Raw genomic sequence first — 16,033 nt, forward strand, 5'->3', positions numbered from 1 at the left:
TTGCCTTGCCAGCTAGTGGATCGAATCTAACGTTTGGTGCCCGCGTTTGACCGCGGCGGCGATCCTGTCGGGGTCGGCGGTCCAGATGAAGGGTCTGGGCTGCTGGTTGTGCTCGGCGAGGAAGGAGTAGATTGCCGCCCTGGAGGTCGACCACCGAGTGAAAGACGCCGCGCTTGAGCGGCGCTTCGACAAGTGCGGGTGGCCGAGGGCGATCGCCCAGTCGGCGTCCTCGGCGATTACGGCGGCTGCTGATCCTCGAACCAGAATGATGACTGGCGTCGCGAGATGGTTCCCACCGACGGCAAGGGAAAATGCGACGTCATTACGATGCGGCCATTGTCCGAGCAAGCCTCCAGGAATGCCCATCTCGTCCGACGTGCCTGGTCAGGGTCCGTGTCGTACCGAAAGCTCCAGTCAGGGTATATGCATTGCATCGGCCAATGCATGAGATCGCCGGAAAACACTGCCCCTACGCCTCGAGATTTCAGGCCGATGGCTACGTGCCCCGGGGTGTGGCCCGGCGTCGGTTCCAGCCACACTTCGCCATCGAGTTCATAATCCATATCGACAAGCACAGCCCGACCAGCCTCGACGATTGGCAACACATTGTCCTCATAGGTCCGATCTTCGTCATCACCGGAGGCCGCCTGTGCGGCCTCGAACTCGCGCCGCGCCATGATGTAGCGGGCGTTCGGGAATGTCGGTATCCAACGCCCGTCCACCAATCGTGTGTTCCAACCGCAATGGTCGACATGAAGATGGGTGCACAGCACATAGTCGATCTGCTCGGGAGCAACACCTGCATTTGCCAGGCGCTCCAAAAAGGTGCCGTCATTGCGGCGATGCCAATGGGGGAAGTATGCGAACGTCTTATCGTTGCCGACGCAACTGTCGACCAGAATGGTGTGGTGTCCGGTACGAACAAGAAAACTCTGGATGGGAAGAATAAGCCGGCCGGTTGCAGGCGATATTAATCGCGGCGTGAGCCAATGAAGATGCGGTTCGAGCGCTTCATCGGTGCAGTCGGGAAACCATTCCGACGGCGTCCGCAGGGGGTCGCACATCTCCAGAATTCTGGTTATCCAGATATTCCCGATTCTCCAGTCATCCACTGACTGCATCCTTCTTCGATCGAGGACGGATCACTAGAGATAACATTTGCGGCCAGATGGCGTCAGACATTTCTGCCTGTAGGAGAAGGAGCGCTCGCGATGTGGCCGCGCTCACGATCGGGTACCAAGCGTTAGAACTTAACCACTAGTGGTCGAAATCTGACGCTTGGTTCCGGGGCCGTAAGCCCGCTCAGGGTGGAAAGCGGACGCTACCATGTACTTTTTGGCAAAGCGCTCAGTGCGCGCGTGACGCAAGGTGAATTTCAAGCGGCTTTGAGATGAGGCCTTTATCAACGATGGCTTCAAGCGTCTGCTTCGTCAGACTGATATCGTCATATTGCTGCGGAACCGACAGAATTAACCCACCCTCTTCGGGCGTGGCATAAAACACTACATAGCCTTTCGCCTCACCGGCGAGAGGGAAGGCGATAGTATTGATTTCAGTATCCATTACTCGCTTGCCAAAAAAATAATTGGCACGATTATTCTGCTGACGTAATTCAAACTCCTGATGCTGGAGAACAGAGTATATACGTTTGTTCTCCGGTGACTCAGGGTCGTTGCTTCATCCAGAGAATGGGATAATTGCGAACATCAACACTGAAAGTGCCTTCCAACTAGTGGAGGTCAAGTCAAATTCCTGCTTTCCATGGATCTTTAAGTATCTGCCCTAGATGTCCGAAATGAGTCGGCAGCGGTATTCCGTTTCGGGTACCAAGCGTCAGGTTTTGACTACTAGCGTGCGGACTTTTGATATCGGCGGGACAGCCCCCCTCTGTCCGGCAGGACAGAGGGGGTGGGCGGGAACTCGACAGAGCGGCTTATTCTGGGCGGCCTTCCCTCAAATCACGTTCAATTCACGAAACGCCCGCCCCTCAGCGACACGGCTATACCCAAACGCCGAGCAATCCACCGTGCGATAGCCGCCATGGACGATCAGTTCGGCCAGCGCTTTGCCGACCGCCGGCGCCTGCTGCAAGCCGTGGCCGGAAAAACCGTTGGCGAAGAAGAAATTGCCGACCTCGGGATGCGAACCGATCACCGCGTTCTGGTCGAGCGTGTTGTAGTCGTAATGGCCGACCCAGGCGCGCGTCGGCTTGATCGCCTCGAAGGCTGGAATGCGGGTCGCCAGCACCGGCCAGATCACCTCTTCGAACAGCGGCCAGTCGGGTTCGAAATCTGTGGGGTCGGCGGGGCCTTCGCCCTCTTCCGGCTCGGCGCCGCCGGTGATGTAGACCGAACCTTCCGGCCGGACATAGATGCCGCTCGGGTCGACCAGCAGCGGCATGTCGTCATATTTTTCGCGCGCCTCGAAGACGAAGACATTGCGCTTGCGCGGCTCCACCGGCAGCGCCAGCCCGGCCATTGCTGCCACCTTGCCGGCATTCGGCCCGGCAGCATTGACGACGATGCCGGCCTCAAGCCGCTCGCCATTTTCGAGGGTCACACCGGTGACGCGGCCGCCTTGCCGCTCGATGCCGGTCACCGACGCCGTGATGAAGTCGATATCCTTCGTCCGCAGCGCCTTGCGGAACAGCATCAGCATCGCATGCGCGTCGAACCAGCCCTCGCCGCTGCGGCCGTAGGCCCCGGCAGTGATACCCTCGGCCGATAGCCACGGAAACCGACGAACAAGCGCCTCGGCATCCTCGAGCACGATGTCGGCGCCCTCGGCCATCTGCGCCTCGTGGTTGGCCTGCAGGATAGGCAGCCCGTTTTCGCCGGCAAGGATCAGATAGCCGCCTTCGCGAAAGCCGATATCGGCGTCCGCCCCGAATTCTTCCTTCAACCGCCGGAACAGTTTCAGCGTGAACTGCGACAGCCGGATGTTTTCAGGGATCGAGAACTGCTGGCGGATGGAGGCGCAGGACAGCGTTGTCGCCGCATGGGAAAATTGCGGGTCGCGCTCGACAACCGCGATCGGGCCCGAAAACCCTTCCTCGCGCAGATAATAGGCGACCGAGGAGCCGACGATGGCTCCGCCGATGATGATGATGTCGTAATGCACCTTTTTCGCCCTTCCGGTCTGAACCGCCGAGTCACGCCGCCGGCAGGATGATCTCGAAGCGCGTGCCGCTCGCCGAGTCAACCAGCCGGATCGTGCCATCATGCGCTTTCAGGAGGGCCAGCACGATGCCGAGGCCCATGCCGGTGCCGCCGGAATCGCGGCGCGTGGTGAAGAACGGCTCGAAGATGCGGCCTCGGTTGCTGGGCGAAATGCCGGCGCCGTCATCGTCCACCACAATGGTGGCCTTGCCGTCCGCGCTTGCTGCCGTGACCGAGACCAGCGTCGCGCCGTGTCGCGCCGAATTGTCGATGAGATTGGCCAACACGATCGCGGCGTTTTCGGCCGATATGCGCAGGCCGATATCGGCGCCCGCCTCGAGGCGCACCGCCAGCCTGTGGTCGGCCGGCAGCAGCGCCAGTGCCGGAGCGAGTGATGTGCCTTGGCCGCTGGGCTCGAGATTTTCGGCACGCGCAAGGTCAAGCAGGCGGCGCACCAGCAGATTGAGCCGGCCGGCATCGGTGACGATATTGTCTGAAAAACGCCGCCGCTCGGCCTCGTCCATCGCGCCGCCCGAATCGCGCAGCAGTTCGGCTGCCCCCTGGATCGCCGTCAGCGGCGATTTGAGTTCGTGCGAGACGTGGGTGGCGAAGGTCTGGATGCTGTCGGAGCGCGCATGCAGCTTTTCGGCCATGTCGAGGAAGGCCGCGGAGAGCGCCGCCATTTCGCGCGTGCCGTGGTGATCAAGCGGCCTGATCGCCTCACGGTCGCCGGCGGCGATGCGCTCGGTGCGCTCGATCAGTGCATAGATCGGCCGGCTGACGGTGCGCAGGAAGACCAGCCCGATCAGCAGCGTGCCGCCGAGGATGGCGATTGCCGCCAGCGCCACCTTGCCGCGCTCGCCAAAGAGATGCTTGACGATGTTGTTCGGCGTCCGCGACAGATAGACCACGCCGGCGACCTTGCCGGAGACCGCAACTGGTATGGCGACGAAGACGCGGACTTTGGTGCCGCGGCTGACCGAATAGAGCGGCGGCGATGGCTGGTCGGGAACCCGCAGCCTGAGCGCGCTGGCGTAGCGGCCGGCAAGCGCTGCGCGAACCTCTTCGACCGCGGCGAGCGACAGGCCGGCCTCCTCGCGGCCGGCAATGACCACGCCGCTGGGATCGAGCAGCCGAAAGCCGGCCAGCGTGGTTTTCTGCGTCTCGGCAAGAATGCCCGACAGCCGCGCGCCGATTGCCGCGAAGGCAGGATCGACGCTGGCCGCCGTGGCCGCGGGCCGGGTCGGCAGTATCCTGTCGGACGCAAGATCGAGGCGCGGTTCGATCGGCTGGTAGGCAGAAGCCCGATCCCTTGTACTGGGTGGAGGCATGGGTGTGCCGAGCTTTTCCGGGGCAAGGCCGGCCTCACGGACCTCTAGCGCATAGATCGCGGCAAGGGCGGCACCTTGCGCGATCAGCTCGGCCTCGGTCTGGCGGATCAGCTGGTTCTCGTACAGCCGGAAGAAGAACAGGCCGGCCAGCGGCAGTGCCATCACCATGATCAGGATGGCAATGACGACCGTGGCAAGCCGTGGCCGCCATTTGCTGCCAATCCGTTCTTGGGCGCTCACGCGCCGCATTTGCCGAGCCGGAAGCCGACGCCATGCACGGTCTCGATTGCATCGACGCAGCCGACCGCCGCCAGCTTGGCGCGGATGTTGCGGACATGGCTGTCGACGGTGCGGTCGGCGACGTGGATATTGGCAGCATAGGCATTAGCCATCACCATGTCGCGGCCGAGCACATGCGCGGGACGCGCCAAAAACCCTTTCAGGATCGCGAATTCGATGCCCGTCAGCACCAGCGGCTTGCCGTCGAAGCTGGCTGTATGGCTTGCCGGCACTAAGGCCAGTCTGCCATGCGAGAATTGCCGATCGTCGGCATGTTCGGGCGCAGGCCGGGCGCGGCGCAGGATGACGTTGACGCGGGCGACCAGCTCGCGCGGGCTGAACGGCTTGGTGACATAGTCGTCGCCGCCCATTTCCAGCCCGAGGATGCGGTCGATCTCTTCATCCCGCGCTGACAGGAACAGCACCGGCACGTCGGATGTGTGGCGCAGCCGCCGGCACACTTCCAGCCCGTCCATTTCCGGCATGCCGATGTCGAGCACGACGAGATCGGGCGCGCGGCGTTCGATCGCCTGCAAGGCAGCCGCGCCGTCCGGCACCGCCAGCGTCTTCATGCCGGCCTTTTCGAGCGCGAAGCAGATGATTTCGCGAATGTGCGGATCGTCGTCGGCGACCAGTATGTGGTGCGGCATCAAATCAGCGGCCCGGCATGAAGGGTTCGGACATCGGAGGAACCACGAACGGGATACGTGTGTCGAGAGCACGAAGGCGCCGCCAGTCGCGAAAGCTCCAGGCGCGCCAGTTTTCTAGGCCGGCGCGGTAGCGGGCCTCGTCCTGCCCAAGCAAACGGGCGAGTTCGCGGTACGAGGAAACGCTGGCCGCATTCGTCCTGCCCTGATGCTCGAGGAAACGGTCGAGCGCCGGCCAGGCGCTGGGACCGAGCGTACGCAGATACCAGAAATCGAGTTCGGTGCCTTGGCCGGTCATTTCGAATGAGTGCTCGACATTGTAGTTGGCGATCAGCGCCGCGAAGTTGACGAAGCAGCAGGCATAGAGCGTCATTGAAAGCGTCAGAAGATTGGCGGAAAGCAGCCATTCATTGGATTTTTCGAACGCGATGCGGGCGATGATCAGGGCAAGGCCCGCCGCCACCAGTCCCATCCAGACGAAGGCGGCGATGCGCCAGTAGGTCAGCGCGTAGATGCCGATATAGAGGTCGAGCCGCAGGATCGACGAGATGACCAGCACGATGTTCTGCGCCACCCAGACGTAGACCAGCCGGCGGATGAGCGGATCGCTGGAGGTCGTGCTGCCCGGCCGCAGCGCCGCCAGGACGAAGCCGGCGGCGAGCAGCGCTGTGATGATCAAGGGATAGGCGCCGCGATGCGCATAGGCGGCGTAGGTCAGCCCGTGGGGAAGCGCGATGCCGCCCCACAGATAGGTGGCGTCGAGCGCGGTCTGCATCGCGAAAAGGATGTTGAAGACGACCAGCGCACGAAGAATCGCGGCCTTGCCGAAGATGATGTCCTCGATCGCCTTGGCGGGTTTTGTCGTCACCCGGCCGACAGGCACAGGCGACAGCACACGCGAAATGGAGCGGAGAAAGCGCGGTAGGCGCGGGCGCAGAAAGGCCCAGACGCCGACCAGCACGAACAGCCAGAAGGCGAGACGCGGCAGCTGGATGAGCTCGAGCAGTGCCATTAGGTCGATCAGCGACAGCCAGTATTCGACGACCGGATTGGCGGCGCCGAACAGCGCGAGAAACACCGCGCCGAGGCTTAGCGGCATGACCCAGACGGCAATCGTCGCAAGGCGCACGCGCCGTCGGCCAAGCTGCCGGGCCGCCTTGCGCCAGCGAAAGAAATCCAGGACGAACCGAAAGGGCGTTGCAAGCAGGAATAGCGAGAGTTGGCCGGCAATGCGGGCAACCCCGTGCTTCAACCGCCCGGCCAGCGAAAGCGCGAAGACGGCCAGCGCCGCCAGCCCGATCGAGACGGACAGCGCACTGACATTTTCCGCGAGCGGCAGCAGCGCCACAAGCAGCGCAACCGGCTTGAACCAGGGCCTGCCATCGTTGAAGGAGCCGAGAGGATGGACAGCCATGCTCGTGGTGGCAATCGCAACGCCGAACAGGAAAAGCGTGATGCCGGCCGGTTGGCTATAGAAGAAAAAATCGGCCAGCGCGACGAGCAGGACGGCAACGCCGAAGCGGCGGCAATAGCTCGGCGCCGGCGTGAGGAACGCTGTCATGATCGGGCTTTCTCGGCCGCTTTGATGCGGCCGGAATATCTGGGCGGGGATTTGCGGACGAAAGGGAGGAGGTTTGCCGGGGGCGGATCGACAAGCCACCAGCTGTCGCGGCGAAGCCGGTACGGCAGGGACCAACGGCAATTTGTTTGCTCTTGCATGCCGCCCTTGTCGCATTCTGTCGGGTGGCAAGCGGGGCGGAGACGAGGAGATTTTCCGAAATTGCGTGCAGTTTTTATGCACGGCTTGCCTCGGCCGTCTGCAGGCGGCATAGATCGGACATGACTGCCGAACCCTCCCGCCCGCGCCGCTCGGTGCTTTACGTCCCGGCTTCGAACGACAAGGCATTGGCCAAGATCCGGTCGCTGGCCTGCGATGCCGTCGTCATCGATCTCGAGGACGCCGTCGCCCCGGCCGACAAGCTTTCCGCGCGCGAAAAACTGGCGGGGATTTTCGCCGGCCGTTCCAACCGACGCTGCGAGATGGTTGTGCGCATCAATGCGCTGTCGAGCGAATGGGGCGCCGACGATCTGCTGGCTGCGGCAAAATGCGCTCCCGACGCCATCCTGCTGCCCAAGGTCGACACGCCGCGCGACATTCTCGAGGCCGGTGACGTTCTCGACGACAATTTTGCGCCGGACGAGGTCAAGCTATGGGCGATGATGGAGACACCCAAGGCGCTGCTCAACATCGGCCCGATCGCCGAGCTTGGCCGCGACCCAACCTCTCGACTGGTTTGTTTCGTTGCCGGAACGAATGATCTGGTCAAGGACACCGGAATTCTCACCACGCCCGACCGGCGCTATCTCGTGCCGTGGCTGATGCAGATGGTGCTCGCCGCGCGCGCCGGCAGCCTCGACCTGCTCGACGGGGTCTTCAATGATTTTAGCGATATGGACGGGTTTGCGCGCGAGTGCACGGAAGCGGCCGCCATGGGCTTCGACGGCAAATCGCTGATCCATCCGGCCCAGATCGAGGCCGCAAACCGGGCCTTTGCGCCGTCGCCTGAAGCGATAGCCGAGGCGAGCGCGATCAAGGATGCCTTCGCGCTTGCCGAAAATACCGGCAAGGCGGTGATTGCGCTGAACGGAAAGATGGTCGAGCAGCTGCATTTGGCGCAGGCCGAAAAACTGCTGGCGAAGGCCGCCGCTGTTCGCGCATGATTGTAACTCCCGACGGGATTGAAAATGAAACTCTACCGCTTTTTGTCCGGCCCGGACGACGCCAGCTTCTGCCACAAGGTGACGGCGGCGCTCAACGAGGGCTGGCACCTGTTCGGCTCGCCGACCTATGCCTATGACAAGAATGCCAAGACCATGCGCTGCGGCCAGGCGGTGGTGAAGGACATCGAAGGCCAGGAATACGGCCCCGACACCAAGCTCAGCGACTGGTAGCGCTGACATCGCTTCGGGTGCCCGCGAATGCGGGACACTTCTGGACGCTGGCGCGAAGGAACGCTGCGCTCTCCAGTCAAAACGACGTCACTCCGCTGCCTCTTCGATCTTCTCCATATCATCGTCCGACAGGCCGAAATGGTGACCGATCTCATGGATCAGCACATGGGTGACGATGTCGCCCAGCGTCTCCTCGTTCTCGGCCCAGTAGTCGAGGATGGCGCGGCGGTAGAGCGTGATCCGGTTCGGGCCTTCGCCGGTCTGCGGATTCCAGCGCTCGGCGATGCCGCGCCCCTCGAACAGGCCGAGCAGGTCGAAGGGCGTTTCCAGCGAAAGGTCGTCCATGATCTCGTCGGTCGGGAATTCGGCGATCTGAATGACGATCTCGCCGGTCAGCTTGCGAAACTCCTCCGGCAGATGGGCATAGGCCTCCAGCGCCAGGAGCTCGATTTCCTCCATCGTTGGCGAAAGCTGGTCGTGCCAGATGCGTGTTTGGTAGATGCGAGCCATGCTTTGTCCTTTGATCCCGGCATATAGGCTTTCGGGCCGGACTCGGCAAATGGTCGGGCTGGAGCGCCCGGACCATGCCATCAAGGCAGGAATAAATTCCCCATGACTCCGCTTGACTCTTTGGCCGCCCTCTGGAATCTATAGGAACATAACAGGAACAATTGTGAGTGGAAGCTGACCGTCATGGCGACAAGCGCCGTGGCGCGGGAGACTGTTTTTGCCCTGCGCCGCCAGATCGCGAAGATCGAAGGGACCTTGTCCGAGCGCCTGGAAGCGCCGGCCGGTTCGTCGTTTGACGCGGATGTGCCTCGCCAGAGTCTGGCATCCTCTCGGAATCCGACACCCGCTCGGAATCTGACGATTGTCCGTCGCGGCCTCGCCGTGGCGCCGCCCGATGCGTTTTTGCGCACCGGTGCCGAGCGCCTCGATGCTGCGCTGAGCGGCGGCCTGCCGAAGGCGGCGCTGAGCGAGTTTCATGGCGCCGCGACCCGCGATGCCGGAGCAGTCGCCGGTTTTGTCCTGTCGCTCATCAGCCTGATCCTCAGCCAGGGGCCGCGACTGCCGGTGCTGTGGATCGGCACATCCGAGGTTTTCCGCGAGGCCGGCTTTCCCTATGCCGGGGGGCTTCACGCCTTCTTCGGCATCGAGCCGGAGCAATTGCTGTTTTCCGAGGCGCCAAGGCTGCTCGATGCGCTGTGGGTCGCCGAGGAGGCCGCCAGGATGACGGCGCTGGCCGCAGTCATCCTCGAAATCCGTGGCAACCCGCAGCGGCTGGATCTCACCGCGACGCGGCGGCTGCACGCCCGGGCGCAGAGTGCCGGCCGGCCGCTGTTCCTGCTGCGCCAGGCCGGCGAGCCCGAGCCGACGGCAGCGCCCGTCCGCCTCATCCTGTCGGCGGCACCGGCGGCAGCGCGCGAGACGATCGCCGGGCCGCTCGCCGGCTCGATCGGCCGGCCCGCCTTCACCATCACCATCGGCAAGAGCCGCACTGCCTTGCCCGGAAAATTCACACTGGAGTGGAACCCCGATGAACGCATATTCGAAGAAAGACGGGGCGAGGAATGGGCAAAGAATCCTGTCCCTGTGGTTTCCACATCTCGCCGCCGAGAGGATCCTGCGGCAGCGCCTGGGGCGGTCCTGGCGTTCCCGGCCGTCGGATCACCTGCCGCTGGTGATCAGTCACCGCGACCGGAACGCCCAGCGCATCGCCGCCCTCGACGAGCGGGCCGAGGCGCTTAACCTGAAACGCGGCATGGGCATAGCCGATGCACGCGCCATGCATCCCTCGATCGACATCGTGGAGGCCGATCCGGAAGCCGACCGGCGCCTGCTCGAAGGCCTCGCCGACTGGTGCGACCGCTATACCCCGCTGGTGGCGCTCGACGGGGCCGATGGCCTCTATCTCGACGTCACCGGCTGCACCCATCTTTTCGGCGGCGAACGCTCGATGCTGGACGACATCCTGTCGCGTTTTTTCCATCAGGGCTTCGATGTCCGCGCCGGGCTTGCCGCCACGCCGGGCTCGGCCTGGGCGGCGGCGCGGTTTGCCGGCGACCGCATCGTTCCCGATGGTGAGGAGGAAGCGCTTCTCGCGCCCTTGCCGTTGGCGGCACTGCGCATCGATCCAGAGGTCCGCGCCAGCCTCGAAAGCGTCGGCCTGCGCACGGCGGGCGCCGTCATGGCGGCACCGCGCGCGCCGCTGGCCCGCCGCTTCGGCGCATCGCTGCTATTGCGCCTCGACCAGGCGCTCGGCCGCCTCGACGAAGCCGTGTCGCCGCGCCTGCCGGTCGCGCCGCTTTCGGTCGAACGCCACCTCGCCGAGCCGATCATGCTGACCGAGGACATCGAGCGGCTGACAGGCATGCTGGCGGCCACATTGAAGAAGGACCTCGAGCGTCGCGGCGAGGGCGCAAGGCGGCTGGCGCTGCTGCTCTTTCGCGTCGATGGCGGCGTCAGCCGCATCGCCGTCGGCACCTCGCGACCTTTGCGCGAGCCGCTGCTGATCCAGAAATTGTTTCACGAAAGGCTTGCCGCGCTCGAACAGGATATCGACGCCGGCTATGGTTTCGATCTCGTGCGCCTCTCGGTGCTGACCGCCGCCGCCTTCGACATGCAGCAGGCAGACCTTGCCGGCGAGACGAACGACGGGGGCGCCGACATCGCGCTTTTTGCCGACCGCATCCGCGCCCGGCTCGGCGAAGGCGCGGTCTTGAAGCCGGTCGCCGTCGAGAGCCATCTGCCGGAGCGCGCCGTCGCCGCCATTCCCTTCGCCGAAGCGCCGCAGAGAAGCTCGCCGCCGAAGCAGCCGGACAAGGTGAAGGATGCTCCCACGACCGTCTTCCAGCCGGAACGGCCGATCCGGCTTTTCCGTTCGCCCGAGCCGATCGAGGTGCCGGCCACCGAAATGCCGGAAGGCCCACCTTTGAACTTCCGCTGGCGGCGCGCGCTCTACCGGGTCGCGCGCGCCGAAGGGCCGGAGCGCATTGCGCCTGAATGGTGGCGAGAGGCGGCGGGACGGGAAGATGCGCCGACCCGGGACTATTTCCGCATCGAGGATGCCGACGGCCGCCGTTACTGGCTTTACCGCCAAGGCCTCTACGGCGCCTCGCAGCCCGCTCCGCGCTGGTTCATGCATGGAGTCTTCGCATGAATGCGCTGACAGCCGTTCCCTATGCCGAATTCGGCATCCAGTCGAACTTCTCGTTCCTGCGCGGCGCCTCGAAACCGGAGGAGCTGGTGGTCGCGGCGAAATTCATGGGGTTTTCAGCGATCGGGCTCGCCGACCGCAATACGGTGGCGGGCGTCGTGCGCGCCTGGCAGCAGGCCAAGGTGGAGGGTGTTTCCTATCATCCCGGCTGCCGCCTGGTATTTTGCGACGGCACGCCGGACATTCTCGCTTACCCGCAGAACCGCAAGGGCTGGGGCCATCTCTGCCGCATGCTGACGCAGGCCAATTTGCGCGACGAAAACGAAAAGGGAGCAACGCTTCTCAAACAAAGCGATCTTCTCGAATGGGGCGATCTCTTGTCGCTGGCCATCCTGCCGGATGTGTCGACGGGCGCGGCCGATAGCCTTGCTGTGCTTAGCCGGCTCACGGATCGCTTCGGCGAAAGCCTGCGGTTTGCGGTTTCGCCGGATTACCGCGGCAGCGACCGCTTCCGTATCGAGCAGGCGGCGGCGATGGCCGAACTGGCCGGCATCCCGCTGATGGCGACCAACGATGTGCTCTACCATACGTCGGAACGGCGCCCGCTGCAGGACGTGCTGACGGCGATCCGCCTCAATGTGCCCGTCGCCGAGGTGGGGCTGGAACTGGCGGCCAATGCCGAGCGTCATTTAAAGCTACCGCTGGAGATGGCACGGCTTTTCCGCAGGCATCCGCAAGCGCTGGCGGAAACGCTGCGTTTTGCCGGCGAGCTGAGCTTCTCGCTCAGTGACCTGCAATACAACTACCCCGACGAGCCGACGGAATCGGGCCTCGGGCCACAGGCCGAGCTGGAAAGGCTGGCCAAGGAGGGGGCCGCCATCCGCTACCCCTCGGGCGTGCCCGCTTTTGTGACGCAGCGCATCGAGGAGGAGCTCGCTCTGATCGAGCGCCTGAACTACGCGCGCTATTTCCTGACTGTCTACGACATCGTCAAATTCGCCCGCAGCCAGAACATTCTCTGCCAGGGGCGCGGCTCCGCCGCCAACTCGATCGTCTGCTTCTGCATCGGCATCACCGAAGTTGGCCCGGACAAGATCGACACGCTTTTCGAGCGCTTCATTTCCGAAGAAAGAAACGAGCCGCCCGACATCGATGTCGATTTCGAGCATGAAAAGCGCGAGGAGGTCATCCAGTACATCTATTCCAAATACAGCACCAAGCGCACCGCGCTGGCCGCCGCCGTCGTCAGCTACCGCGGCCGCTCTGCGGTGCGCGAAGTGGCCAAGGCGATGGGCCTGTCGGACGACGTCCGGAGCGCGCTGTCCAGTTCGATCTGGGGCTGGTCGACCTCGGAGCTCGGCGAAAAGGAGACAAAAGCCGGCGGCCTCGATCAGACCGATCCCTCGACAAGGCATGTGATCGAATGCGCCAACGAGATCATGGGCTTTCCCCGCCATTTGTCGCAGCATGTCGGCGGTTTCGTCATCACAAGGGACCGGCTCGACGAGATCGTACCCATCGTCAAGACGGCGATGGACGAGCGCAAGATGGTCGAGTGGGACAAGGACGACCTCGACGCGGTGAAAATCCTTAAAGTGGACGTGCTGGCGCTCGGCATGCTGACCTGCCTGCAGCGCGCCTTCACCCTGCTCCAGGATCATTATCCCGAGGCGCGGGACGCATATGGCCAACCCTATGTGTTGGCCACTCTCCCGGCCGAGGACAAACATGTCTACGACATGATCTGCCGCGCCGACACGATCGGCGTCTTCCAGATCGAATCGCGCGCGCAGATGTCGATGCTGCCGCGGCTGCGGCCGAAAAACTTCTACGATCTCGTCATCGAGGTGGCAATCGTGCGGCCCGGCCCGATCCAGGGTGACATGGTCCACCCTTATCTGCGCCGCCGGCAAGGCAAGGAAAAGCCCGAATACCCGAAGCCGGAACTGGAAAAAATACTCGGCAGGACGCTGGGCGTGCCGCTGTTCCAGGAACAGGCAATGAAGATTGCCATCGTTGCCGGCGGCTTCAGGCCGGGCGAGGCCGATGAATTGCGCCGCGCCATGGCCACCTTCAAGCGCACCGGCACGATCGGCAATTACCGCAAGAGGATGGTCGACGGCATGGTTGCCAAGGGCTACGAAAAAGACTTCGCCGAGCGTTGCTTCAAGCAGATCGAGGGCTTTGGCGAATACGGCTTTCCCGAAAGCCATGCCGCCTCCTTCGCCCTGCTGGTCTATGCCTCCTGCTGGTTCAAGACCTTCTATCCCGACGTGTTCTGCGCCGCGATTCTGAATTCCCAGCCGATGGGTTTTTACCAGCCGGCTCAGCTTGTCCGCGACGCGCATGATCATGGCGTCGAGATCCGAGAGGTCGACGTCAACTTTTCCGGCTGGGATTGCGCCTTGGAGCAATCGCCTTTCGATCCGGCCCGCATTCTCGACCGCCATGTTCAAATGCGCGGTGTCATCCGGACCAGCCATGCCGTCCGGCTTGGCTTTCGCCAGGTCAAAGGCCTGTCGAAGGAGCGCATGGAAGCATTTGTGGTGAGGCGCGGCGACGGCTACACATCCGTGCGCGATGTCTGGCTGCGCTCGGGCCTCAACGTCGACGAGATCGAAAAGCTGGCGCAGGCCGACGCCTTCCGCTCGCTTGGATTGAACCGCCGCGACGCTCTATGGGCGGTCCGCGCGCTCGACGGCAAGAGTGCCGCCGAAAAGCTGCCGCTGTTCGATCAGCCGGCGATCCGCTTGCGCGATCTCGAGCCTGAAACCCGGCTCCCGACAATGCCGCTCGGCGAGCACGTCGTCCACGACTACCGCTCGCTCGGCCTGTCGCTGAAGGCGCACCCGGTCGCCTTCCTGCGTCAAAGGCTGGATCGGTCCGGCATCACGCCCAATGCGCGGCTCGGCCAGGTGCGGGACGGCCGGCGCGTTTCGGTCGCCGGCCTCGTGCTGGTGCGGCAGCGGCCGGGCAATGGCAAGGCGATTTTCCTGACGCTGGAAGACGAGAATGCGGTCGCCAACATCATTTTCTGGGAAAGGACTTTCGACCGCTTCCGCCCCATCGTCATGGGCGCACGTCTCATCCGCGTCACCGGCAAGCTGCAATCGGAATCGGACGTCATCCATATCGTCGCCGAGAAGGTCGAGGATCTGACGCCGTGGCTGTCGGTGCTGCTGGAAGAGGCAGGACCTGAGCCTTCGAGCCGTACAGACGAGGCTCGGCCGGGCAGCATCGCGCAAACGGAATTATTGGGAAAGGCGGAGAAGGTCATGCCCAAGGGACGCAATTTTCAATAGGCCCCCTGTCTTCGTCAGAGCGTTGCTGCGGTGCAGAATTTGATGACGGCAGGACAGAGGGGGGCGCGAAGGATCGCTGCGGAGCGGCCCTTATTCCGAGCCACCCAGGCGCGGCGGTGGCATGGCATCGTCTATGGCGATGACCCGCGCCTCCGATGGCAGCATGATCGGAATGCCGTCCCGCACCGGATAGGCAAGCTTTGCCACCCGCGAGACAAGCTCGCCGCGCTCCGGATCCCAGGCAAGCGGCCCCTTGGTCAGCGGGCAGGCCAGCAGTTCCAGCAGCTTGGGATCGACAGTCCTGTTCCCGTCACGTCCATCCGCCATTCGATCCGTCCTTCCACAAGGCAACTTCGGGGTTTCGCGCGCGGACTTCCCTTCTCCCCTTGTAGGAGAAGGTGGCCGAGCGAACCTCGGTCGGATGAGGGGTGTTCCAGCTTGGCACCGACGGCACTCCGTCCAGCACCCCTCAACCGTCTCGGCGCTGCGCGCCAATCCACCTTCTCCCACAAGGGGAGAAGGCAAGAGCCTACTGCAAACTCGAACCGAAATCCTCATTGTCGCGCGCCAGCGCCATTTCGGTGATGGCGATCAGCGTTTCGGCACGTGTCTTTAGATCGGCCGCTTCGAGCAGCGCCTGTTTCTCGGCCGGCCCGTAGGGCGCCATCATCGACAGCGCGTTGACCAGCATGGCGTTTTCGGCGCGGCTGACGCTTTCCCAGTCGGCCTCCAGATCGTTGGCCTGCAGATAGGCGCGAAACGCTTTGAGCAGCGCCGGCCGGTCGATCTCGGCTTCCGCCTGGTCGTCGTCGAGATCGGTGAGAAAGGGTGCCAACCGGCACTGGCGAAACGGCGTCCTGACGGTGAGTTCCTGGACAATGCGGAACCGGCACACGCCCTGCAGCGAAATCAGATAACGACCGTCGCCGCTCTCGGACAGCGCGATGATGCGCCCGGCACAGCCGACATTGCAGAGTTCCGGCTCGCCGTCGGGACGCAGCGCACCGTCGAGGCTGGGCTGGATCATGCCGATCAGCCGCGCCCCGGCGATCGCCTCATCGACCATCTGCAGATAGCGCGGCTCGAAGATGTTGAGCGGCATGCGGCCTCCCGGCAGCAGCAATGCGCCCTCAAGCGGAAAGATCGGCATGGTCGACGGTAAGTCCGCAGCGAGCCGGTAATGCGCGTTTCCCGCCTGCACCTCAAT

The 16,033-nt window shown here is 63.7% G+C and carries 14 protein-coding genes and 1 pseudogene; 5 read left to right on the forward strand and 10 right to left on the reverse strand.

Going from position 1 to position 16,033, the window contains the following annotated elements; all coding sequences use genetic code 11:
• Positions 1–12: 12 nt before the first annotated feature.
• The 7 genes and pseudogenes from NKH43_RS21005 to NKH43_RS21035 form a co-directional block, all read right to left on the reverse strand.
• Positions 13–178 (reverse strand): annotated as a pseudogene (locus NKH43_RS21005) (IS630 family transposase); the annotation flags it as partial.
• A 58-nt stretch (positions 179–236) separates the two neighbouring features.
• Complete coding sequence (locus NKH43_RS21010; protein WP_352481087.1) at positions 237–1,112, reverse strand: MBL fold metallo-hydrolase; 876 nt, start codon at positions 1,110–1,112, stop codon at positions 237–239.
• A 235-nt stretch (positions 1,113–1,347) separates the two neighbouring features.
• Positions 1,348–1,563, reverse strand: a complete 216-nt coding sequence (locus NKH43_RS21015) for a hypothetical protein (RefSeq protein WP_352859660.1) — start codon at positions 1,561–1,563, stop codon at positions 1,348–1,350.
• A 390-nt stretch (positions 1,564–1,953) separates the two neighbouring features.
• A complete protein-coding gene (locus NKH43_RS21020) occupies positions 1,954–3,120 on the reverse strand; it encodes an NAD(P)/FAD-dependent oxidoreductase (protein ID WP_023721929.1) in 1,167 nt (388 codons plus the stop codon).
• Between the two features lie 31 nt (positions 3,121–3,151).
• Positions 3,152–4,651, reverse strand: coding sequence for an ATP-binding protein (locus NKH43_RS21025; RefSeq protein ID WP_502895842.1), 1,500 nt, complete (start codon positions 4,649–4,651; stop codon positions 3,152–3,154).
• 74 nt (positions 4,652–4,725) lie between these two features.
• Complete coding sequence (locus tag NKH43_RS21030; RefSeq protein ID WP_352481091.1) at positions 4,726–5,418, reverse strand: response regulator transcription factor; 693 nt, start codon at positions 5,416–5,418, stop codon at positions 4,726–4,728.
• A 4-nt stretch (positions 5,419–5,422) separates the two neighbouring features.
• Positions 5,423–6,976: a DUF4153 domain-containing protein gene (locus tag NKH43_RS21035; RefSeq protein WP_352859663.1), complete on the reverse strand. Its 1,554-nt coding sequence runs from the start codon at positions 6,974–6,976 to the stop codon at positions 5,423–5,425.
• A 278-nt stretch (positions 6,977–7,254) separates the two neighbouring features.
• Here NKH43_RS21035 and NKH43_RS21040 point away from each other — a divergent pair, with 278 nt between their 5' ends.
• Both NKH43_RS21040 and NKH43_RS21045 read left to right on the forward strand, forming a co-directional pair.
• On the forward strand, positions 7,255–8,136 hold the full coding sequence (locus NKH43_RS21040) for an HpcH/HpaI aldolase/citrate lyase family protein (protein ID WP_352859665.1): 882 nt from the start codon (positions 7,255–7,257) through the stop codon (positions 8,134–8,136).
• A 24-nt stretch (positions 8,137–8,160) separates the two neighbouring features.
• Entirely contained in the window at positions 8,161–8,367 is a 207-nt protein-coding gene (locus tag NKH43_RS21045; RefSeq protein WP_352859667.1) for a DUF1737 domain-containing protein, read from the forward strand.
• Between the two features lie 87 nt (positions 8,368–8,454).
• On the opposite strand, the gene NKH43_RS21050 is transcribed toward NKH43_RS21045, so the two are convergent.
• Positions 8,455–8,877, reverse strand: coding sequence for a metallopeptidase family protein (locus NKH43_RS21050; protein ID WP_023721935.1), 423 nt, complete (start codon positions 8,875–8,877; stop codon positions 8,455–8,457).
• A 183-nt stretch (positions 8,878–9,060) separates the two neighbouring features.
• Between NKH43_RS21050 and NKH43_RS21055 the strand changes: the two genes are divergently transcribed.
• From NKH43_RS21055 to NKH43_RS21065, 3 genes are read left to right on the forward strand one after another with little or no spacing between them, the layout of a single operon-like run.
• On the forward strand, positions 9,061–10,116 hold the full coding sequence (locus NKH43_RS21055; RefSeq protein WP_352641078.1) for an ImuA family protein: 1,056 nt from the start codon (positions 9,061–9,063) through the stop codon (positions 10,114–10,116).
• On the forward strand, positions 10,049–11,527 hold the full coding sequence (locus NKH43_RS21060; RefSeq protein WP_352587983.1) for a DUF6504 family protein: 1,479 nt from the start codon (positions 10,049–10,051) through the stop codon (positions 11,525–11,527). The genes NKH43_RS21055 and NKH43_RS21060 overlap by 68 nt, the downstream gene beginning before the upstream one ends.
• On the forward strand, positions 11,524–14,826 hold the full coding sequence (locus tag NKH43_RS21065; RefSeq protein ID WP_352859669.1) for an error-prone DNA polymerase: 3,303 nt from the start codon (positions 11,524–11,526) through the stop codon (positions 14,824–14,826). Before NKH43_RS21060 ends, NKH43_RS21065 begins: the two co-directional genes overlap by 4 nt.
• 90 nt (positions 14,827–14,916) lie before the next feature.
• Here NKH43_RS21065 and NKH43_RS21070 read toward each other — a convergent pair whose 3' ends face one another.
• Positions 14,917–15,153 (reverse strand): Trm112 family protein, encoded by a 237-nt coding sequence (locus NKH43_RS21070; RefSeq protein WP_023720580.1) that lies wholly within the window; start codon positions 15,151–15,153, stop codon positions 14,917–14,919.
• 202 nt (positions 15,154–15,355) lie between these two features.
• Positions 15,356–16,027: an LON peptidase substrate-binding domain-containing protein gene (locus NKH43_RS21075; RefSeq protein ID WP_023720579.1), complete on the reverse strand. Its 672-nt coding sequence runs from the start codon at positions 16,025–16,027 to the stop codon at positions 15,356–15,358.
• Positions 16,028–16,033: the final 6 nt, after the last annotated feature.

The sequence above is a fragment of the Mesorhizobium sp. M1163 genome, assembly GCF_040318415.1.
Taxonomy (GTDB): domain Bacteria; phylum Pseudomonadota; class Alphaproteobacteria; order Rhizobiales; family Rhizobiaceae; genus Mesorhizobium.